The following is a 20,176-nucleotide window of genomic DNA, read 5'->3' on the forward strand; positions in this document are numbered from 1 at the left end:
AAGAACGCAAACTATCGGGTATGGGCAGAAAATGCTGAGCCAGGAATCGCTGAAGTTAATCGACGTAGAGGTCGCCAAGTATCCGTCGGACCAGAAACAGTCCGCGGTGATGGCCGCGTTGCGCATCGCGCAGCAAGAAAAGGGCTGGCTGGCCAGGGAAACCATCGATGCCGTCGCCAGCTATCTCGATATGCCGGCAATTGCCGCGTTTGAGGTGGCGAGCTTCTACAACATGTACGACCTCGAACCCGTCGGCGAACACAAGATCACGGTGTGTACGAACCTGCCGTGTGCGTTGTCCGGTGGTGTGCATGCGGCGGACTACCTGAAGCAGAAGCTCGGTATCGAATTCAACGAAACCACGCCCGATGGCAAATTCACCCTCAAAGAAGGTGAGTGCATGGGCGCCTGTGGGGATGCGCCGGTGCTGCTGCATAACAATCACAAGATGTGCAGCTGGATGACGACCGAAAAGATTGATCAACTGTTGGCGGACCTGGCGAAATGAGCGCACGCAATCTCATCCTCGCCGATCTGGACGGCGACCGTACATGGCGGCTTCAGGATTACCTCGCACGCGGCGGCTATGCCGCGCTGAAAAAGATCATCGCTGAAAGCACGCCGCCGGCGGACATCATTGCCGAGGTCAAGGCGTCGGTGCTGCGCGGACGCGGCGGCGCGGGCTTTCCGACCGGCTTGAAGTGGAGCTTCATGCCACGTTCGTTTCCGGGCGCCAAGTATCTGGCCTGCAACTCGGACGAGGGCGAGCCGGGCACATTCAAAGACCGCGACATTCTTCGCTACAACCCGCACTCCGTCATCGAGGGCATGATCATCGCCGCCTATGCGATGGGTTGTGAGCGGGGCTACAACTATATTCACGGCGAAATCTTCGAGATCTACGACCGCTTCGAAGAGGCGCTGGCCGAAGCGCGCGCCGCGGGTCTGCTCGGCGACAAGATTCTCGGCTCCGACTTCAGCTTTGATCTGTTTGCGCATCATGGCTACGGCGCCTATATCTGTGGCGAAGAAACGGCATTGCTTGAATCCATTGAAGGCAAGAAAGGGCAGCCGCGATTCAAACCGCCGTTCCCGGCCAGCTATGGTCTCTACGGCAAGCCGACCACGATCAACAACACCGAAACCTTCGCCTCCGTGCCCTTCATTCTGCGCGACGGTGGCGAGACCTTCCTGAACTACGGCAAGCCGAACAACGGTGGCACCAAGCTGTTCTCGATTTCCGGCCATGTGAATCGCCCGGGCAATTACGAGATCGAACTCGGCACGCCGTTTTCCGAGTTGCTCGAGATGGCAGGTGGCATGCGCGGTGGTCGCAAGCTCAAGGGCGTGATCCCTGGGGGCTCGTCATCGCCGGTGGTGCCTGCCGACATCATGATGGATTGCACCATGGACTACGACTCGATCTCCAAGGCGGGGTCGATGCTCGGTTCGGGCGCAGTGATTGTGATGGACGAGACCACCTGCATGGTGCGAGCGCTCGAGCGTCTGTCCTACTTCTATTTTGAAGAGTCCTGTGGGCAATGCACGCCGTGCCGTGAAGGTACGGGTTGGCTGTATCGCGTGGTGCATCGTATCGAGCACGGCCTCGGCCGTCCGGACGACCTGGATCTGCTCAACAGCGTCACAACCAACATCATGGGTCGCACCATCTGTGCGCTCGGCGACGCGGCGTCCATGCCAGTGCAGAGCTTCGTCAAGCATTTCGGCGATGAATTCGCCTACCACATCGAACACAAGACCTGTCTCGTGCCGGACGATGTCCAGCGCGAAGGCAGCAAAATCTATGTAGGTCCGTCATGCTAGAAATCGAGATCGACGGCAAGCAGCTTCAGGTGGCTGATGGCAGCACCGTGATGGATGCGGCCAATCAGGTGGGGGCGTACATCCCGCACTTCTGTTACCACAAGAAGCTGTCCATCGCTGCCAATTGCCGCATGTGCCTTGTGCAGGTCGAAAAGGCGCCCAAGCCGCTGCCCGCCTGTGCGACGCCAGTAACCAACGGCATGAAGGTGTGGACCAAGTCCGAAGCCGCCATCAAGGCCCAGAAGGGTGTGATGGAGTTTCTCCTGATCAATCACCCGCTCGACTGCCCGATCTGCGATCAGGGCGGTGAGTGCCAGTTGCAGGATCTGGCGGTCGGTTACGGCGAGAGCAAGTCGCGTTATCAGGAAGAGAAGCGCGTCGTGTTCAACAAGAACCTCGGCCCGCTGGTGGCGACCGACATGACCCGGTGCATTCACTGCACCCGCTGTGTTCGCTTTACGCAGGAAATTGCCGGTCTGATGGAACTCGGCCAGGCCTTCCGCGGCGAGCACTCGGAGATCATGCCCTTTGTTGAAAAGACCGTTGATTCCGAACTGTCCGGCAACATCATCGATTTGTGCCCGGTTGGCGCGCTGACCTCCAAACCGTTCCGTTTCGCTGCCCGCACCTGGGAGCTGGCGCGCCGCAAGTCGGTCAGCCCGCACGACTCGCTCGGTAGCAACTTGATCGTTCAGGTGAAGCACGATGTCGTCAAGCGTGTGTTACCGCTCGAAAATGAAGCGATCAACGAATGCTGGCTGTCGGACCGGGACCGGTTCTCTTACGAAGGCCTCAATTGCGCTTCCCGCCTGACCAAGCCGATGATCCGTCAGGGCGATAGCTGGCAGGAGACCGACTGGCAAACCGCCCTGGAATTCGCGGCAACCCGTCTCAAGGCCGTTGTGGCCGCCGCGGGCGCAGAAGAATTTGGTGCGCTGCTGGCACCCAATGCCACCGTCGAAGAACTGTATCTTGCGCAGAAACTGGTGCGCGGCCTGGGCAGTGACAACGTCGATTTCCGCCTGCGTCAGACCGATTTCTCGGCCGATGCCGTCAGCCAGGGCGCGCCGTGGCTGGGGATGCCGGTCGCTGAAATCGCCGATTTGAATCGTTTGCTGGTGATCGGCAGCTTCTTCCGCAAGGATCACCCGCTACTCGCGCAACGTGTGCGTCAGGCTGCCAAGCGGGGCCTCAAGGTGGCGAGCATTCACCCGACCGCCGATGACTGGCTGCTGCCGGTGTCGGCACGGATGCAGCCCAAGCCCTCCGAAATGGTGGCTGCGCTGGCGGCTGTACTCAAGGCTGTTGCAGACGCGGAAAGTAAATCCGTCGATGCCGGATTGGTAGTGCTTCTGCCGGCAGATGTGTCGGCTGAAGCCAAGGCCATTGCCGACATGCTGCTCAGCGGCCGTCAATCGGCCATCTGGCTGGGCAACTTTGCGATGCAGCACGCCCAGGCGGCGACGCTGCGCCGTCTCGCCCAGGAGATCGCCAGCATCACCGGCGCCAGCTTTGGCGTCATCGGTGACGCCGCGAACAGTGTGGGTGGTTATCTCGCCGGCGCCGTGCCGGCCACGGGTGGCAAGAACGCCGCGGCCATGTTGAGTGATTCGCTCAAGTCGTATGTGCTGCTCAACGTTGAGCCGTCGCTGGATTCCGCTGCGGGCGAGCGCGCACGTGCTGCTGTGGCAGGGGCCGACTTTGTGGTCAATCTGACCGCCTTCAACAGCCCCGAGCTGCGCGCCATCAGCCATGTCATGCTGCCGGTTTCTCCCTTTACCGAAACCTCCGGCACCTTTGTCAGCTGCGAAGGGCGCGCCCAGAGTTTTGTGGCCGTTGCCAAGCCGCAAGGTGATACGCGTCCGGCGTGGAAGGTCCTCCGGGTGATGGGCAATCTGCTGTCACTGGATGGATTCGATTACAACGATTCGGAAGCGGTGCGTGCCGACGTGCTCGATATCACCGCCTTCCCGGTCGCAAATCTGAGCAATACGCTGGATGGTCTGACCGTGTCGGGGTCGGCAGCCTCTGCAGGTATCGAACGCGTGGCCGATGTGCCGATTTACGCGACCGACTCCATCGTTCGTCGTGCGCCCGCGCTTCAGCGTGCCCGCGATGCCGCAGCGCCGGCGGCCTATTTGTCCGCGGCCACCATGACCTCTCTTGGCTTGAATGCAGACGACGCAGTCGAGGCGAAAACCGAGCAGGGCAGCGCTCGCCTGGTCGCAAAAGCTGACGATACGCTGGCCGACGGCTGCGTGCGGATTGCAACGGCACATGAAACAACGGCGGCGCTGGGTGGCCTGTCCGCTGTGGTGACCTTGGAGCGCGTTTGATGGAAGCCCTTCTCGAACCGATTGCCTCGCTGTTCGGTGCCGCCTGGCCCGCAGTATGGACCCTCGCCAAGATTGTGGCGATCATCGCGCCGCTGATGATTGCGGTCGCCTACCTGACGTATTTCGAGCGCAAGATCATCGGCTACATGCAGGTGCGTATCGGCCCGAACCGGGTCGGACCGCTGGGCTTGCTGCAGCCGATTGCCGACGGCGTCAAGCTGTTGCTCAAGGAAGTCCTGGTTCCTTCAGCAACAAGCAAGGGCCTGTTTATTCTCGGCCCGATCCTTGCCATTGCACCGTCGCTTGCGGCATGGGCGGTCGTGCCGTTCTGGGATGGCGGTGTGCTGGCCGATGTCGATGCCGGCCTGCTGTTCATTCTGGCGATTACGTCGCTCGAAGTGTATGGCGTGATCATCGCCGGCTGGGCGTCGAACTCGAAGTACCCCTTCCTGGGCACCATGCGCGCCGCGGCCCAGATGGTGTCGTATGAACTGGCGATGGGTTTTGCACTGATCTGTGTGCTGATGATTTCGGCGTCACTGAACCTGAGCGAAATCGTTCGGGTGCAGGGGCAGGGGCAGTTTGCGGACATGGGGCTTGGCTTCCTGAGCTGGAACTGGTTGCCGCTGTTCCCGATGTTCGTGGTGTATCTGATTTCCGGGATTGCCGAGACCAACCGCGCACCGTTTGACGTCGTCGAGGGCGAGTCGGAAATCGTGGCAGGTCACATGGTCGAGTATTCGGGCATGACCTTCGCGCTGTTCTTCCTCGCCGAATACGCCAACATGTGGCTGGTCAGCATCCTGACCGCCATCCTGTTCCTGGGCGGCTGGTTGTCTCCAGTCGGCTTCTTGCCGGATGGCTTCCATTGGCTGGCGATCAAGACGTCGATGGTTGTGTTGATGTTCCTCTGGGCGCGGGCGACATTCCCCCGTTTCCGTTATGACCACATCATGCGTCTGGGCTGGAAGGTGTTCCTGCCTGTGACGCTGTTCTGGGTCCTCGTTGTCGCAGTGTGGATCATGTCCCCGCTGTCGATCTGGAACTGAGAGGCGAACGATGGGTGCAAGAGATTATTTCGGTAGCCTTCTTCTGAAGGAACTGCTCAAGGGACTGGCGCTGACCGGGCGGCATTTCTTTGCGCGCAAGATCACCGTGCAGTTCCCCGAAGAGAAAACGCCGCAGAGTCCGCGTTTCCGCGGCCTGCATGCCTTGCGTCGCTACCCGAACGGGGAGGAGCGATGCATTGCCTGCAAGCTTTGCGAAGCGGTGTGTCCGGCGATGGCCATCACGATCGAGTCGGATCAGCGCGACGATGGTTCGCGCCGCACGACGCGTTACGACATCGATCTGACCAAGTGCATTTTCTGCGGTTTCTGTGAAGAAGCCTGTCCGGTGGACGCGGTCGTCGAGACGCGGGTATTTGAGTACCACGGCGAACAGCGGGGCGATCTGTACTACACCAAGCAGATGTTGCTGGCGGTGGGTGATCGAAACGAAGCACAGATTGCCAAGGATCGTGAGACCGAGGCGAAGTACCGGTAAAAGCGCGTAAGGCGAGGCCGCGATTGGCCTCCGGAGATACTCGAGCATGGAATTCAAGACTTTCGTTTTTTACCTTTTGGCCACCGTGATGGTGTTCGCCGCCTTGCGCGTCGTTACCGTACGCAATCCGGTGCACGCCGCGTTGTTTCTGGTGCTGACCTTCTTCAACGCCGCGGGTATCTGGCTGTTGCTGCAAGCCGAGTTTCTGGCCATCGTGTTGGTGATGGTGTATGTCGGCGCGGTCATGGTGCTGTTCCTGTTCGTGGTGATGATGCTCGACATCAATATCGACCGACTGCGTGAGGGCTTCTGGAGCTACCTGCCGGTGGGCGCGGTGGTTGGCGTCATCATGCTGGCTGAAATGGTGCTGGTGCTGAGCGGTCCGTACTTCGGGCTGGATGCCATGCCGGAACCGCCGGCTGCGCAGGCCGGTTACAGCAATACGCGTGAGCTGGGCCGGGTGCTTTACACCGAATACGTCTATCCGTTCGAGCTGGCGTCGCTGGTGCTGCTGGTGGCGATGGTCGCGGCGGTGGCGCTGACGTTGCGCAAGCGCACCGGTTCGCGCCATCTGGATCCGGCGCAGCAGATTGCCGTCAAACGTGCCGATCGCATCGCGCTGGTGTCGATGCCGGCCGAAAAAGAATAATCGAAGCGCGCGGGTCGCTTTCAGGGAGTCATTGATGCTTTCGCTTTCCCACTACCTCATTCTGGGCGCAATACTTTTTGCGATCAGCGTGGTCGGCATCTTCCTCAACCGGAAGAATCTCATCGTCCTGTTGATGGCGATCGAGTTGATGCTGCTTTCGGTGAATCTGAATTTTGTCGCGTTCTCCCATTACCTTGGGGATCTCGCGGGCCAGATCTTTGTGTTCTTCATCCTCACCGTGGCCGCAGCGGAAGCTGCAATCGGCCTGGCGATTCTGGTGGTGTTGTTCCGCAATTTGCGCACCATCCATGTGGATGATCTGGATAGCCTCAAGGGTTAAGGAAGCGTCTCGATGTCCGAAATGCAAAATCTCTATTTGGTCGTTCCGCTGGCACCGCTGGCGGGGGCGATTCTCGCCGGCTTGTTTGGCAAGGCGATTGGTCGCACCGGCGCGCATGTGGCGACGATTCTCGGTGTGGCCGTCGCATTGTTTGCTTCGATCCTGATCTATCAGGACGTGCAGGCGGGCAACACCTTTAACGGCACGGTCTACACGTGGGCGACCAGTGGCAACCTGAGCCTTGAAGTCGGTTTCCTGATCGACGAGCTCACGGTGATGATGATGCTCGTGGTGACCTTCGTGTCGCTGATGGTGCACCTCTACACCATCGGCTACATGCAGGAAGACCCCGGTTATCAGCGTTTCTTCAGCTACATCTCATTGTTCACTTTCTCCATGCTGATGCTGGTGATGTCGAACAACTTCCTCCAGTTGTTCTTCGGCTGGGAAGCGGTGGGTCTGGTGTCCTACCTGCTGATTGGTTTCTGGTACACCCGGCCGACGGCGATCTTCGCCAACATGAAGGCTTTCCTGGTTAACCGGGTCGGTGACTTTGGCTTCCTGCTGGGTATTGGCCTGATCGCTGCGCACACGGGCAGTCTGGACTACGCCGAAGTCTTTTCGCAGGCGGACGCACTGGCCGGCAAAACCATCGAGCTGTTCCCCGGCGCGCCGTGGTTGCTGATCAGCGTGATCTGTATCTGCCTGTTCATTGGCGCGATGGGCAAGTCGGCGCAGGTGCCGCTGCACGTCTGGCTGCCGGACTCGATGGAAGGCCCGACCCCGATTTCGGCGCTGATCCACGCGGCCACCATGGTGACCGCGGGCATCTTCATGGTGGCGCGCATGTCGCCGCTGTTCGAGCTGTCTGAAACCGCGCTGTCCTTCGTCATCGTGATCGGTGCGACCACGGCCTTGTTCATGGGCTTCCTGGGCATTGTTCAGAATGACATCAAGCGCGTCGTGGCCTACTCGACGCTCTCGCAGCTCGGCTACATGACGGTTGCGCTGGGCGTGTCTGCCTACTCGGCCGCCGTGTTCCACCTGATGACGCACGCGTTCTTCAAGGCGCTGCTGTTCCTGGGTGCCGGTTCGGTGATCATCGGCATGCATCACGACCAGGACATGCGCAATATGGGCGGTCTGTGGAAGTACATGAAGATCACCTGGTTCACCTCGCTGGTGGGCTCGCTGGCACTGATTGGCTTCCCCTTCCTGTCCGGCTTTTTCTCGAAGGATTCGATTATCGAGGCGGTGCATTTCTCGACGATTCCTGGCGCAGGCTATGCCTACTTCTGCGTGATCGTCGGTGTCTTTGTGACCGCGTTCTACTCCTTCCGCATGTACTTCCTGGTCTTCCATGGCAAGGAGCGTTTCGGTCAGGCGCATCACGATCACCATGGCGACCATGACGACGAGGAACCGTCCGACGATCACCATCACGGCCTCGCGCCGGGTCAGAAGCCGCACGAATCGCCGTGGGTGGTCACCGTACCGCTGATCCTGCTGGCCATTCCGTCGGTGCTGATCGGTTTCCTCACCATCGAGCCGATGCTCTTCGGTGACTGGTTCAAGCGCGCCATCCACGTGACGGCATCGCACGACACCATCGGCCAGTTTGCCGAGCACTTCCATGGCGCGGCCGCCATGGCCATGCACGGATTCACGACCTTGCCGTTCTTCCTGGCGATGGCCGGCGTGGTGCTTGCCTGGTTCTTCTATCTCGTAAAACCGGAAATTCCGGCAGCGATCATGCGGACCTTCAAGCCGCTGCATACGCTGCTCGACAACAAGTACTACTTCGATAAATTCAACGAAGTCGTTTTTGCGGGTGGTTCGCGTCTGCTTGGGCAAGGTCTCTGGAAGGGCGGTGATCAGGGCGTGATTGATGGCCTGATCGTCAACGGCACGGCTCGGACGATCAGCCTGGTCGCGCAAGCAAGCCGCTTGCTGCAGTCGGGTCACATCTACCTGTACGCCTTCTCGATGATCATCGGTTTGTGCGTCTTGCTGTCGCTGTGGTTCAGCGTTGTTTGATTGCGCCATGCCATACACGGTTACAACGAATGAAATGCGTCGAGCTGACGCCTTGAACGGATAGTTACGATGACGGGTATGCCTCTTCTCAGTCTCGCGATCTGGGTGCCGATCGTCGGCGGCCTGCTGGTGCTTGCCACAGGTTCCGACCGAAACGCCCCCATGGCGCGATCTATGGCCTTGCTCACTTCGGTGATCGGCTTCCTCGTGACGATTCCGCTGTTCACTGGCTTCGACAACAGCACCAGCGCCATGCAGTTTGTCGAACTGGCCCGCTGGATTCCGGCATTCAACGTCCATTACTACCTCGGGGTGGACGGCTTGTCGGTGCTCTTCGTCTTGCTCAACAGCTTCGTCACCATCCTGGTGGTGGTCGCCGGCTGGGAAGTGATCAAGACCAAGGTCGCTCAGTACATGGCGGCCTTCCTGATCATGTCAGGCCTGCTCAACGGCATTTTCTCGTCGCTCGACGGGCTGCTGTTCTATGTGTTCTTTGAAGCCTCGCTGATCCCGCTGTACCTGATCATCGGCGTGTGGGGCGGTGCAAACCGGGTGTATGCCGCGTTCAAGTTCTTCCTCTACACCCTGGCCGGCTCGCTGCTGATGCTGGTGGCGCTGATCTACCTGTTCATGCAGAGCGGCAGCTTCAGCATTCTCGACTGGCACGAGCTGCCGATCGCCATGGGCGCACAGAATCTGCTGTTCTGGGCCTTCCTGATTGCCTTTGCGGTCAAGGTGCCGATGTGGCCGGTGCATACCTGGTTGCCAGACGCCCACGTCGAGGCGCCTACCGGCGGCTCGGTGGTGCTGGCCGCCATCGCGCTGAAGCTCGGCGCCTACGGCTTCCTGCGCTTTACCTTGCCCATCGTGCCTGATGCCTCGCAAGCCATGGCGCCGATGATGATCGTGCTGTCGCTGATTGCGGTGGTGTACATCGGCTTTGTCGCGCTGGTTCAGGCCGACATGAAGAAGCTGGTGGCGTATTCGTCCATCGCTCACATGGGCTTCGTCACGCTCGGTTTCTTCATCTTCAATCCGCTGGGCATCGAAGGTGCGCTGGTGCAGATGATCTCGCACGGCTTTGTGTCCGGCGCGATGTTCCTGTGCATCGGGGTGCTCTACGACCGCATGCATTCGCGTCAGATTGCTGACTACGGTGGTGTGGTCAACACCATGCCGAAATTCGCAGCCTTCTTCATGTTGTTCGCCATGGCCAATGCGGGCCTGCCGGGCACCAGCGGTTTCGTGGGTGAATTCATGGTGGTGCTGGGCGCGGTGCAGTACAACTTCTGGGTGGCGTTTGCCGCCGCGACAACCTTGATTTTGGGTGCCGCTTACACCTTGTGGATGTATAAGCGCGTGGTTTTTGGTGCTGTTGGCAACGATAAGGTGGCCAAGCTTGAGGACATCAACGGGCGCGAATTTGCGTTTCTGGCCGTTCTCGCCGCTTGTACCCTGATCATGGGTATCTATCCGCTGCCGGTGACCGAAGTGATGCACGCTTCGGTAAACGAACTCTTGCAGCACGTTGCAACGAGCAAGCTTTGAGCATCCAGCTGAACAAATTTACGGGATTGGTCCGACGATGAACTTTGTAGTCCCTGACTTCGCCCCTGCCGCCACAGAGATCTTTGTGGCCGGCATGTCGCTGGTGATCTTGCTGCTGACCGTGTTCATGCGTGAATCTGCGCGCAACATCGGTTATGTGCTGACGCAACTGACCCTGATCGTAGCCGCGCTACTCACTATCTTCACCATGGACGGGCAGGTGCGCGTCACCCTCAGCGACATGTATGTTGATGACCTGATGGGGGATGTGCTCAAGATCCTGATCTGCTTCTCGGTGATCACGGCGCTCATCTATGGCCGGGGCTATGCGGCCGACCGCGGTTTCGATCGCCCGGAATACCATTTGCTCGCCTTGTTCTCGACGCTGGGCATGATGGTGATGGTCACCGCCAATCACTTCCTGTCGCTGTATATCGGCCTCGAAATGCTCTCGCTGTCGCTCTACGGCCTGGTGGCCTTCGACCGCGACTCGGCACGCTCGACCGAAGCGGCCATGAAGTACTTCATCCTCGGCGCGCTGGCCTCCGGCCTGCTGCTCTACGGCATGTCGATGGTGTATGGCGCCACCGGCAATCTGTCGCTGTCTGGTGTGGCCCAGGCCATCTACAACCAGGCGGCCGTGTATGACGGCGTCTCGAGCAAGACCGTGCTGATGTTCGGTCTGGTGTTCATCGTCGCCGGCCTCGCCTTCAAGCTCGGCGTGGTGCCCTTCCACATGTGGGTGCCCGACGTATATCACGGCGCGCCGACCTCGGTCACCCTGATGATCGGTACCGCGCCCAAGCTGGCCGCCTTTGCCATGGCCATGCGCCTGCTGGTGGGGGGGCTGTTCGACCTGGCAGAGCATTGGCAGACCATGCTGATGTTGATGGCCGTCGGCTCACTGGTGCTCGGTAATATTGCCGCCATTGCGCAGACCAACCTCAAACGCATGCTGGCCTACTCGGGTATTTCCCACATGGGCTTCCTGCTGCTTGGCCTGTTGTCGGGTGTGGTCGACGGGGATCGCTTCAATGCGCTCAACGCCTACACCTCGAGCATGTTCTACGCGATCGCCTATGTGATCATGAGCCTGGCGTCCTTCGGCATCATCATCCTGCTCTCGCGCTCGGGCTTCGAAGCCGAGAACATCGACGACCTCAAGGGCCTCAACAAGCGCAGCTCGTGGTTTGCCGCGATGATGATGATCATCATGTTCTCGATGGCCGGCATCCCGTTCTTCATCGGCTTCTTCGCCAAGCTGTCGGTGCTCCAATCGCTGGTCGCGGCCGACATGGTGTGGCTGGCCGTGCTGGCAGTCATGATGTCGCTGGTCGGCGCGTTCTACTACCTGCGTGTGGTCAAGGTGATGTACTTCGACGAACCGGTCGATACCGCCCCGATCCACGCCGCATCCGATATTCGCGTGCTGCTGTCCGCCAATTGCCTGGCCATCGCATTCCTCGGCCTGCTGCCGCAGCAGCTGATCGATCTGTGCCAGCTGGCACTGGTGGCGAGCTTCCAGGGCTGATCGTCGATTAGATGAAACACGAGCCGCACGGTCCGCAAGGGCCGTGCGGTTTTTATTTGAATGCCTGTTGTCCGGGAGGCTTGGATGCTCATACAGAATCAGGATAGCCTGACCGAAACCCAGCTCGATTCCGAGCGCGTGTTCGACGGCCTACTGCTCAAGGTCGAACGTGACCACGTGTGTCTGCCCGATGGCACGACCGCGGTGCGCGAATACATCCGTCACCCCGGCGCGGTCGTGGTCATTGCTGCACTACCCGATGGTCGCTTGATTTTGGAGCGCCAGTTCCGCTACCCGCTCCGTCGTGCCTTCATCGAACTGCCCGCCGGCAAGATCGATCCGGGCGAAGATATCGAAGCCTGTGCCCGCCGCGAGCTGCGCGAAGAAGTGGGCTACGAGGCGGCGCGCTGGACGCATCTGGGCACCTTGCACCCCTGCATCGGCTATTCCGACGAGCGGATCGAGGTCTTTCTCGCGCAGGACCTGACCCATGTCGGCGAGCAATGGGACGAAGGCGAATTCCTCGAGATCCTCTCGCTCAGCCCCGCCGAGCTGGACGCCGCCGTGGCGAGCGGCGACATCACCGACGGCAAAACGCTCTCTGCGCTGTACATCGCCCGCGCGCGCGGCATCTAGGGTTCTGCGTTGCAACTGCCGCTACTGCTGTCGGGCGGGTTTCAACCCGACGCGGTATGGCGACTTTGAAAGCACAACACCAGGCCGGGCAGGGCGCGTAGCCACGGTGGTTTGAGGCCAGGTTCAGGCGCGCACGCTGATCAGTCAGCCTCCATCACCAGGCGGATCCCCACCAAGGTGTAACGCGTGACCGGCGTGTTCCAGTTGCGATAGGCGCAGCGCGCATACAGCGGCCAGGTGTGCCATGACCCCCCGCGGCGCACCTTCACGCGGCCCGCCTCCGGCCCCTGCGGATCGTCTTTCGGCGATCGGGCGTAGTAGGCCGCGTCATGCCAGTCGGCCGTCCATTCCCACACGTTGCCGTGCATGTCGTGCAGGCCGAAAGCGTTCGGGGCGAAATGCCCCACCGGTGCCGTGAATGGAAACCCATCCGCACCTCGCAGTGCGAAGCTGCGCCAGGCCGGCCAGTTCGCCGCGGCATCGGTATCGAATACATTCGCCACCGCGCTCAGCGAGGCGGGCGCATCACCGCTGTGATACTGCGTGGCCGTCCCGGCACGGCAGGCGTATTCCCATTCCGCTTCGGTCGGCAGGCGGTAGCGGCGCCCCTCGGTGGTACTTAACCATTGGGCGAGGGCCACGGCATCCTGCCAGGTCACGTTCACCACTGGGTGGGCGTCGGTCTGCGTAAAGCCCGGGTTCTGCCATGAGTAGCGCGGGTCCCTGCCCTCGAAGGCGTCGCCGCGTTTGGTGGTCGCAGGGTCGTAAGCGGCGTTGTAGCCATAGCCGCCGGTGCCGTCGGCGATCGATTCGGGCACATGGCCCGACGCCTCGACGAACCGGCGGAACTGGCCGACCGTCACCTCGTGTTTCGCCATATAGAACGGACGGGTAATGCGCACCCGGTGCGCCGGGGTTTCGTCCGCAAGCTCAGTCAGGCGGCGGGGATCATATGCGGGGTAGAGCGCGGCCATGTGCTCGATTGTGGCTGCACTGCCCATCGTGAATTCCCCCGCCGGCAACAGCACCATCTGCATGCCCAAGCTGTTGGTGGTCGCCGTCGGCGTGCTCGCGCACCCGGCCAGGGCAGTGCAGGTCAGTGCGGTGAGCCAAAGTTTCATGGTGCTGGCGATCATGATGCTCCCTGTTGCGTCGCCTGTCGCAGCGCAGGCCGAGTCTGGCGGGCGCTCGCCTCACCCTTGAGGCACGCCACGTCCGTGTGTGAGCGCGCAGCATGCCATGCGGGGCCGCCGCGCGGGAGCAAATATCTCGGAATCCCCTTGAATGCGATTGCGCATGCAATGGCCGCTGGTACCACGCCCGCAGCTCGCGCATCGATCGCAAGGGTCTTTTTTCGGAAGGCAACAAAAGCGTCACCTCAACGACGGTTGAAGCCAGCCTGACGCATCCCTGCCCACATCGCGTCGGGCGGGTTTCAACCCGCCATCGACGCCTCTTCGCGCTCTACGCCATTCGCCCGAGCCGCCCCTCGATTCCTCGGTACCGATACCCAAAGCGCCGCGCCGGCGATCATCACGCCACCCAGCCAACCGCTCGCACCGAGCGGCTCGCCCAACCAGAGCACGGCAAACAAAGCCCCCCACAGCGGTTCACTGCCGAGCAGCAGGGCGACCTGGGTCGGGCTGCTTTGTGCCAGCGCCCGGTTCATGGCCCAGAACGCAAACAGCGTGCAAGCAAGTGACAGGTAAGCGAGCGCGACCCAGAATGCGCCCGCCACAGGCAACGCCGGCACGCCCTCGGTCAAGGCCAGCACCGCCAGTGAGCCACCCCCCACCATCAAGCCCTGCGCGGCGGTGAGGCCGAGGTGATCCACCGCCTTGCCACGCAGCAGGCGGGTTGTCAGGCAAGCCTGAAAAGCTCTTAGCAGCGCCGCCAATAGCATGAGGGCGTCCCCGCCATTGAGCCCGCCGGCCGCCACATCGGTGAGCAGCCAGGTGCCCAGTAGCGACACCCCCGCGGCCAGCCACAGTCGTGCGGCCGGGCGGCGGCCAAACCATGCCCATTCCACCGGCGGCGTCAGCAGCAGGCACAGGCTGATCAAAAACGCCGCATTGCCCGCACTCGTGTGCGCCACGCCCGATGTTTCAGCAAAGAAGATCGCCAATAGCCCAAGGCTGGTCGGCGCCGCCACCACCAGCGTGAGCCGCCGCTGCGCGGTCGGCAGGCGCAGCCACCAGGGCGCCAGCACCAGCGCGGTCAGCAGAAAACGGATCGCGATCACCCCTGCCACTGGGTACCAGGCGAGGGCGGTTTTCACCACGCTGTAGCTGCTGCCCCAGATGGCGGCGGTGAGCAGCAGCAAGACGGCGGGTGGCAGCTGGGGCAGGGCAGTGGCGGCGTGCAGGCGGATCATCGTTTCGGCTCACTCAGCGTGGTTGCATCGACTGGCAAGCAGTATGAAACTATGCGATTGAGGCGATAATCCGCTGTACAAGCAAAGGATTTGTGCGCTGTGAGAACAAATGAACTGCTCCCCCTGTTGTCGGATCTGGCCGCGCTGGTGAGCGTGACCGAAGCCGGCTCCTTCAGCGCCGCCGCCCGCGCGCAGGGGACCACGCCGTCGGCCGTCAGCCGGCAGATTGCCCGCCTCGAAGCCGCGCTCGGCCTCACCGTGCTCGAACGCAGCACCCGCCGCCTGCGCCTCACCGCCGGCGGGCAGGAAGTGCTGCGCCACGCCCGCAGCATGCTCGACGCCGCCCACGCCGCCTGCGACGGCGCCGCCAGCCACGCCAGCAATGTCGAAGGCCGCGTCCGCATCGCCGCCCCCAAGGCCGCGCTGCGCCAGCTCATCCACCCCCAACTGCCGGCCCTGCTTGATGCCTACCCCCGGCTCGACCTCGAATTGATGATGAGCGACCAGGCCGTGGACCTCATCGCCGAAGGCGTCGACATCGCCCTGCAATTCGGCGACCCTCCGCCGGGCTTCGTCGCCCGCCCCTTCATGGAAGTGCGCACGCTGCTCTTCGCCAGCCCCGCCTATCTCGCCCGGCAAGGCACCCCGCAACAACCCGCCGACCTTGCCCGGCACAGCTGCCTGCACCTGGCCGAACTACCCGGCGACGACGAATGGTGCCTGGTGCGCGGCGCCGAGCGCAGCGTGGTGCACGTGCGCGGCCGCTACGCCAGCAACCACAGTGAAATGCGACGCGACGCCGCCGAAGCCGGCTACGGGATCGCCTGCCTGCCCGACTTCACCACTCGCCAGCCACTCACCAAGGGCACGCTGGTGCCCGTGCTCCCCGGCTGGCAACTGCTCGGGCGCTATCAAGGCAGCAACTGGCTCATCTACCACGCCGATCACTATCGTGCGCCGAGGGTGCGGGTGGTGGTGGATTTCATGTTGGGGATTGCGGACCGGCTGGGGAGGGGGGCGGGAACGTCATAGCGATTGCGATGCTTGCTATGGGGTCGACGCGATTGAGAGCGACCGATGTCAGGTTGACGGCATCGTGGTCGTGCTGCGAAACGAAGGGGGTGGGACGGTTTTCTTGGCCGGAAGCGTCGTTGGTGTTCTGTCCAATGACTGATGCCTCCCGACCCGATCCTGTTTCTCGTAAATGCGCGAGGGCATCATGTAGCTTGGGTTGAGCGCAGCGAAGCCCAAGGTTTATCCGCGCAGCTGTGGAACGCCGAGTGTTGGGCTTCCTTCGTCAGCCCAACCTACGCCTGCTGAAAGCATCCTGGCAGCCTCAACGTATTCGTGCCGCTCACCGGGTGGGGCGTGCCAGTCTATTTCACTTTGTTTTTCCACATCGCGTGGCATGAAACGCAACTGCTTGTCAGTGCGTGGGCTGCGTTGCCGGCCTCAATCCAGTCGTTGTTCATCGCTGCCGAAACGACGCTTTTGGAGTGCAGGTCAAGCAGTGCGTCGAATGCGAAGAGGCTTTGCTTGAATGCGGCCTGATCGGTCTCTTGCATGATGTCCCACGGTTTGTGTTTGGGGGCCGGGTGCGTGAGGATGAAGTTCGCGCCGACGTCCACCATCTGCTTGTTCTCCCGAACGATACCTTCAAGGATTGTGCTCAAGCTCTTCCCCATGACTTCCATCAATTCGCGATAGGTCATATCGGCTCTTGTTTTGGAAGACACCAATTGCTCGGCGGTTCGGTCTTGCCCGATAGCAACGGCTGCGTGCAGCATCAGCATCACGAGGATGACTTTTTTCATGGTCTCAGTTCCAAGGGACGAAGTTGTCGGAGGGGGAGATTATTGAACGACGGTTGGGCTGCGCAATGAATGAACGGATTGCCGTCAGTTCATTTGTTTATTAGTAAAAACTTATTCCGATTTGAAAAGGAAGTATTTGCATGGATCAAGCAATTGATGTTCATGCGAATTGCTTGCCAACAGCGAGCGGTCGCGCGACACAATGGAGCGATAAGTTGCGCGTCGGCGACGCATGGTCTATAAAACTCGCTCCAATCTTGAATCCTGCACCGAGAACTGAATCGACTCGTCGTATGCTTATGACCCACATCGCCTCGCTGGCTGCTTTTCGGCGACACGCTGCTGCGTTGGCACGGGTGATGATCATTTTCGTCACGCTGTTTTATGGCTGGACGAATTACGCAAACATTGTGTCTGCGTCGCACGAGCCGGCTGCCTGGCTGACGCATGCTGACAGCCAGACGCTCTTGGTCACGGCAGACGACCATGCCCATGCACATGACCACGATGATTTGTTGATGGTCGAGCATGATGGCGGCGCCCATCAGCATGGTCACAACGCGCTCGATCACAGCCACGACAAACAGAATCTTCCCTATCGAGGTGAACACCTTACGCTTGACAGCGCGACACACTGGGAGCGGACGCCCCAGGCCAGTGTGCCGCCCGGTCCAAGTTTTCCCTTCGAGCGTCCTCCCAGAGTCATTCCGGTCGTCTAGCAGCACTGGCCCGTTGTTTGCATGACAACGTGGCTCGCTCTCAATTTGATCGGAATTGACTCATGACTACACCGTTTAACGAACGGGTGCGGCTGTTTCGGCTGTCCCGTTTCGACACAGTTCGCCAACTCATTGTTGGCGTATTGCTCACTGTGCTGTTCAGCGCAGTGGCTCACGCCCATGGTGTCGCTGATGGCGACAAGGGCTACATCCAGGAAATCACAGGCACGCATCTGCTGCCCTTTACCTATCTGGGCGCCAAGCACATGGTCACCGGCTACGACCATCTGCTGTTCCTGGCCGGGGTGGTCTTCTTTCTCTACAAGCTGAAGGACATTGCGCTTTACGTCAGCCTGTTTGCCGTTGGGCATTCGCTGACCATGTTGTATGGCGTCTATGCCGGCGTGAACGTTAACCCTTACATCATCGACGCAATCATCGGTTTGTCGGTGGTGTACAAGGCCCTCGACAATCTCGGCGCCTATCAGCGCTGGTTTGGCGTTCGGCCCAGTACGCGCGCGGCTACCTTGATCTTCGGCCTGTTCCACGGCTTCGGTCTGGCGGCGAAGATCCAGGAGTTTGAAATCGCGCGCGATGGGCTGTTGCCGAACCTGTTGGCCTTCAATGTTGGCGTTGAAGTTGGCCAGCTGCTCGCGCTTGGCATGATCTTGATCGTCATGGGCTACTGGCGGCGCACTGCCTCCTTTCTGAAGCATGCCTATACCGCCAACGTCGCCCTGATGTGTGCCGGATTCCTGCTGATCGGTTATCAGCTCACCGGCCTTGTCGTTTCCTGAATTCCGCGGAGTTTCATTCCATGTACAACACCAATCTTCCGACGCGCGCCGAACTGCCGACCTCGGGCCAGTTGCTGCGCTCCACCGGGTTGGCGGCGCTGATCGCCGCGGGCCTGCTCATCACCACCGTCCTGCCCGCCGAATACGGCATTGACCCGACCGGCGTGGGGCGCACCCTCGGCCTGACCCAGATGGGGACGATCAAGACATCGCTGGCGACTGAAGCGCAAGCCGGCGAAGTCGGCCACGCCCCGGCTCCGGCTCCGGTGGTGGCAACTGCGCCGAGTGCGCCGGCAGTCGTGGATCACGGCCATGACCATGGACACGCTGCCGATGGCGGACACTCGCATGACGCCGCCCCTGCGACCACGCCAGTGGCCGGAACACAGCCGCAAGCCGCCCCGGCAGCGGCGGAGCCAGTGCGCGAGCATACCGTCACGGTTTCGCTCAAACCCGGACAGGCAGCAGAGATCAAGCTGTCGATGGACAAAGGCGCAGCGGTGCGCTATTCATGGTCAGCCTCGGGTGGCGGTGTGAACTACGACACCCACGGAGACCCGGTCAATGCACCCAAGGGCTTCTATCATGGGTACGGAAAAGGGCGCAACGAAACCGCACAGAAGGGCACCTTGCAGGCGGCCTTCGATGGCAAGCATGGCTGGTTCTGGCGGAATCGCTCGGGGGGCGACGTCACCGTGACGCTGAAAACCGAAGGTGACTACGGGCAGATCGAGCGCGTGCTTTAAGCCTTCGTCCTCCGCTTCGTATCGAGGCAGCCTGCAATCTCGCTGGCCCATCGGGGCCAGCGAACGGAGCGTTCATTCATGCATCGCAGTGTTGCGTATGCCTTGCTCGCGGCGATTCTCTTTGGCGCCAGCACACCGTTTGCAAAAATGCTGGTGGGGGCAATGTCGCCCCTTCTGCTGGCCGGTGTGCTGTATCTGGGCAGTGGTGTCGGGCTGACACTGATCCGCGCGGCACGTGATCGCGGTTGGACGCCTTCCGGTTTGTCGTGGCGGGAGTGGCCGTGGTTCATCGGGGCGATCCTTTTCGGCGGTGCCCTGGGGCCGGTTGCATTGCTCTTCGGCCTCACCCATACGAGCGGGGCTGCCGCATCCTTGTTGTTGAACCTGGAAGCGGTTCTCACCGCAGTCATTGCCTGGGTGGTGTTTCGTGAGAACGCGGATCGCCGCATTGTGCTCGGCATGCTGGCGATTGTCGCCGGTGGCGCGGTGCTCGCGTGGCCGTCATCGGCAGAGGACGGTTCCGCCGGGACCTGGATGGGGTCGCTGGCTGTTATCGCCGCCTGTCTGTGCTGGGCAATCGACAACAACCTCACGCGCAAGGTCTCGACAGCAGATGCGCTTTTCGTTGCCGGCATCAAGGGCCTGACTGCGGGGTCGGTCAATTGCGCGCTGGCATTGTCGCTGGGTGCGAGCCTGCCCGCAGCCTCGACGCTCGCGGCGACGCTGGCAGTCGGGTTTCTGGGCTATGGCATCAGCCTGGTCATGTTCGTCCTCGCCTTGCGTGGCTTGGGGACGGCAAGGACCGGCGCCTACTTTTCGATTGCCCCGTTTGTGGGCGCTACGGTGGCATTGCTCATGCTCGACGAGTCGTCCACGCCGTCGCTCTGGTTCGCGGCGGCATTGATGGCATGGGGCGTGTGGCTGCATTTGACCGAGCACCATGAGCACGAGCATGAACACGAGCCGCTCGAACATTCCCACCCGCACATTCATGATGCGCATCATCAACATGAGCACGATGACGCATGGGATGGAAAAGCGCCTCATACCCATCGGCATGTGCACGCGCCCGTGATTCACACGCATGCGCATTTCCCTGATATTCACCACCGACATCCGCACTGATGCGTTCTTGGCGAATGCAAAACAGGCGTGCGGGCTGGCTCGTTCTGAAGGTGTTGTGAAAAGCGCTGGGCACCTGACGGAATAAATCCCGCGGCGTTGCCGTTCGCTGATGGCAGGTAGACGCACTGCAAAGGCGCAGAAAGCAGAAAAGGCCC

At 61.1% G+C, this 20,176-nt stretch carries 19 protein-coding genes; 16 read left to right on the forward strand and 3 right to left on the reverse strand.

Features of this window, described 5'->3' with window-relative positions; all coding sequences use genetic code 11:
- Positions 1-31: 31 nt before the first annotated feature.
- From nuoE to FHP89_RS08945, 11 genes are all read left to right on the forward strand, one after another.
- A complete protein-coding gene (gene nuoE, locus FHP89_RS08895; protein WP_144173270.1) occupies positions 32-508 on the forward strand; it encodes an NADH-quinone oxidoreductase subunit NuoE in 477 nt (158 codons plus the stop codon).
- Positions 505-1,824, forward strand: coding sequence for an NADH-quinone oxidoreductase subunit NuoF (gene nuoF, locus FHP89_RS08900; RefSeq protein WP_144173272.1), 1,320 nt, complete (start codon positions 505-507; stop codon positions 1,822-1,824). Before nuoE ends, nuoF begins: the two co-directional genes overlap by 4 nt.
- Positions 1,818-4,160, forward strand: a complete 2,343-nt coding sequence (gene nuoG, locus FHP89_RS08905) for an NADH-quinone oxidoreductase subunit NuoG (protein ID WP_144173274.1) — start codon at positions 1,818-1,820, stop codon at positions 4,158-4,160. The genes nuoF and nuoG overlap by 7 nt, the downstream gene beginning before the upstream one ends.
- Positions 4,160-5,209, forward strand: coding sequence for an NADH-quinone oxidoreductase subunit NuoH (gene nuoH, locus FHP89_RS08910; protein WP_144173277.1), 1,050 nt, complete (start codon positions 4,160-4,162; stop codon positions 5,207-5,209). Before nuoG ends, nuoH begins: the two co-directional genes overlap by 1 nt.
- A gap of 10 nt (positions 5,210-5,219) precedes the next feature.
- On the forward strand, positions 5,220-5,705 hold the full coding sequence (gene nuoI, locus FHP89_RS08915; RefSeq protein ID WP_144173279.1) for an NADH-quinone oxidoreductase subunit NuoI: 486 nt from the start codon (positions 5,220-5,222) through the stop codon (positions 5,703-5,705).
- A 46-nt stretch (positions 5,706-5,751) separates the two neighbouring features.
- On the forward strand, positions 5,752-6,354 hold the full coding sequence (locus FHP89_RS08920) for an NADH-quinone oxidoreductase subunit J (protein WP_144173281.1): 603 nt from the start codon (positions 5,752-5,754) through the stop codon (positions 6,352-6,354).
- Between the two features lie 34 nt (positions 6,355-6,388).
- Positions 6,389-6,694 carry an NADH-quinone oxidoreductase subunit NuoK gene (gene nuoK / locus FHP89_RS08925; RefSeq protein WP_144173284.1) on the forward strand — a complete coding sequence of 102 codons (306 nt, stop codon included), beginning with the start codon at positions 6,389-6,391 and terminating at the stop codon, positions 6,692-6,694.
- Between the two features lie 12 nt (positions 6,695-6,706).
- Positions 6,707-8,731: an NADH-quinone oxidoreductase subunit L gene (nuoL, locus tag FHP89_RS08930; protein ID WP_144173286.1), complete on the forward strand. Its 2,025-nt coding sequence runs from the start codon at positions 6,707-6,709 to the stop codon at positions 8,729-8,731.
- Between the two features lie 69 nt (positions 8,732-8,800).
- Entirely contained in the window at positions 8,801-10,279 is a 1,479-nt protein-coding gene (locus FHP89_RS08935; RefSeq protein WP_144173294.1) for an NADH-quinone oxidoreductase subunit M, read from the forward strand.
- A 37-nt stretch (positions 10,280-10,316) separates the two neighbouring features.
- Positions 10,317-11,810: an NADH-quinone oxidoreductase subunit NuoN gene (nuoN, locus tag FHP89_RS08940; protein ID WP_144173304.1), complete on the forward strand. Its 1,494-nt coding sequence runs from the start codon at positions 10,317-10,319 to the stop codon at positions 11,808-11,810.
- Between the two features lie 84 nt (positions 11,811-11,894).
- Positions 11,895-12,446: an NUDIX domain-containing protein gene (locus FHP89_RS08945; RefSeq protein WP_144173312.1), complete on the forward strand. Its 552-nt coding sequence runs from the start codon at positions 11,895-11,897 to the stop codon at positions 12,444-12,446.
- 140 nt (positions 12,447-12,586) lie between these two features.
- On the opposite strand, the gene FHP89_RS08950 is transcribed toward FHP89_RS08945, so the two are convergent.
- Positions 12,587-13,567, reverse strand: a complete 981-nt coding sequence (locus FHP89_RS08950) for a formylglycine-generating enzyme family protein (protein ID WP_144173316.1) — start codon at positions 13,565-13,567, stop codon at positions 12,587-12,589.
- 314 nt (positions 13,568-13,881) lie between these two features.
- Positions 13,882-14,820 (reverse strand): DMT family transporter, encoded by a 939-nt coding sequence (locus FHP89_RS08955; RefSeq protein ID WP_144173318.1) that lies wholly within the window; start codon positions 14,818-14,820, stop codon positions 13,882-13,884.
- Between the two features lie 99 nt (positions 14,821-14,919).
- On the opposite strand from FHP89_RS08955, the gene FHP89_RS08960 reads away from it, so the two are divergent.
- A complete protein-coding gene (locus FHP89_RS08960; protein WP_144173320.1) occupies positions 14,920-15,852 on the forward strand; it encodes a LysR family transcriptional regulator in 933 nt (310 codons plus the stop codon).
- A 344-nt stretch (positions 15,853-16,196) separates the two neighbouring features.
- Here the strand turns inward: FHP89_RS08960 and FHP89_RS08965 are convergent, their stop codons facing one another.
- Entirely contained in the window at positions 16,197-16,634 is a 438-nt protein-coding gene (locus tag FHP89_RS08965) for a hypothetical protein (protein ID WP_144173322.1), read from the reverse strand.
- Positions 16,635-16,774: 140 nt separating this feature from the next.
- On the opposite strand from FHP89_RS08965, the gene FHP89_RS08970 reads away from it, so the two are divergent.
- From FHP89_RS08970 to FHP89_RS08985, 4 genes are all read left to right on the forward strand, one after another.
- Positions 16,775-17,353, forward strand: a complete 579-nt coding sequence (locus tag FHP89_RS08970) for a hypothetical protein (protein ID WP_144173324.1) — start codon at positions 16,775-16,777, stop codon at positions 17,351-17,353.
- A gap of 62 nt (positions 17,354-17,415) precedes the next feature.
- Positions 17,416-18,150 carry a HupE/UreJ family protein gene (locus tag FHP89_RS08975; protein ID WP_144173326.1) on the forward strand — a complete coding sequence of 245 codons (735 nt, stop codon included), beginning with the start codon at positions 17,416-17,418 and terminating at the stop codon, positions 18,148-18,150.
- Positions 18,151-18,170: 20 nt separating this feature from the next.
- Positions 18,171-18,896, forward strand: a complete 726-nt coding sequence (locus FHP89_RS08980) for a transmembrane anchor protein (RefSeq protein WP_144173334.1) — start codon at positions 18,171-18,173, stop codon at positions 18,894-18,896.
- 78 nt (positions 18,897-18,974) lie between these two features.
- The gene (locus FHP89_RS08985; protein WP_144173343.1) at positions 18,975-20,021 is read left to right on the forward strand and encodes a DMT family transporter; all 1,047 of its coding nucleotides are present in this window, start codon (positions 18,975-18,977) and stop codon (positions 20,019-20,021) included.
- The last annotated feature ends 155 nt before the right edge of the window (positions 20,022-20,176 follow it).

The sequence above is a fragment of the Denitromonas ohlonensis genome (assembly GCF_007625205.1).
Taxonomy (GTDB): Bacteria; Pseudomonadota; Gammaproteobacteria; order Burkholderiales; family Rhodocyclaceae; genus Nitrogeniibacter; species Nitrogeniibacter ohlonensis.

Coding starts and splice junctions, on each gene's coding strand:
- FHP89_RS08955 (WP_144173318.1), bottom strand. CDS start 14,820: ATGATCCGCCTGCACGCCGCCACTGCCCTGCCCCAGCTGCCACCCGCC.
- FHP89_RS08980 (WP_144173334.1), top strand. CDS start 18,171: ATGTACAACACCAATCTTCCGACGCGCGCCGAACTGCCGACCTCGGGC.
- nuoG (WP_144173274.1), top strand. CDS start 1,818: ATGCTAGAAATCGAGATCGACGGCAAGCAGCTTCAGGTGGCTGATGGC.
- FHP89_RS08965 (WP_144173322.1), bottom strand. CDS start 16,634: ATGAAAAAAGTCATCCTCGTGATGCTGATGCTGCACGCAGCCGTTGCT.
- nuoH (WP_144173277.1), top strand. CDS start 4,160: ATGGAAGCCCTTCTCGAACCGATTGCCTCGCTGTTCGGTGCCGCCTGG.
- nuoN (WP_144173304.1), top strand. CDS start 10,317: ATGAACTTTGTAGTCCCTGACTTCGCCCCTGCCGCCACAGAGATCTTT.
- FHP89_RS08985 (WP_144173343.1), top strand. CDS start 18,975: ATGCATCGCAGTGTTGCGTATGCCTTGCTCGCGGCGATTCTCTTTGGC.
- nuoI (WP_144173279.1), top strand. CDS start 5,220: ATGGGTGCAAGAGATTATTTCGGTAGCCTTCTTCTGAAGGAACTGCTC.
- nuoF (WP_144173272.1), top strand. CDS start 505: ATGAGCGCACGCAATCTCATCCTCGCCGATCTGGACGGCGACCGTACA.
- FHP89_RS08945 (WP_144173312.1), top strand. CDS start 11,895: ATGCTCATACAGAATCAGGATAGCCTGACCGAAACCCAGCTCGATTCC.
- FHP89_RS08970 (WP_144173324.1), top strand. CDS start 16,775: ATGGATCAAGCAATTGATGTTCATGCGAATTGCTTGCCAACAGCGAGC.
- nuoK (WP_144173284.1), top strand. CDS start 6,389: ATGCTTTCGCTTTCCCACTACCTCATTCTGGGCGCAATACTTTTTGCG.
- FHP89_RS08950 (WP_144173316.1), bottom strand. CDS start 13,567: ATGAAACTTTGGCTCACCGCACTGACCTGCACTGCCCTGGCCGGGTGC.
- nuoL (WP_144173286.1), top strand. CDS start 6,707: ATGTCCGAAATGCAAAATCTCTATTTGGTCGTTCCGCTGGCACCGCTG.
- FHP89_RS08935 (WP_144173294.1), top strand. CDS start 8,801: ATGACGGGTATGCCTCTTCTCAGTCTCGCGATCTGGGTGCCGATCGTC.
- FHP89_RS08975 (WP_144173326.1), top strand. CDS start 17,416: ATGACTACACCGTTTAACGAACGGGTGCGGCTGTTTCGGCTGTCCCGT.
- FHP89_RS08920 (WP_144173281.1), top strand. CDS start 5,752: ATGGAATTCAAGACTTTCGTTTTTTACCTTTTGGCCACCGTGATGGTG.
- nuoE (WP_144173270.1), top strand. CDS start 32: ATGCTGAGCCAGGAATCGCTGAAGTTAATCGACGTAGAGGTCGCCAAG.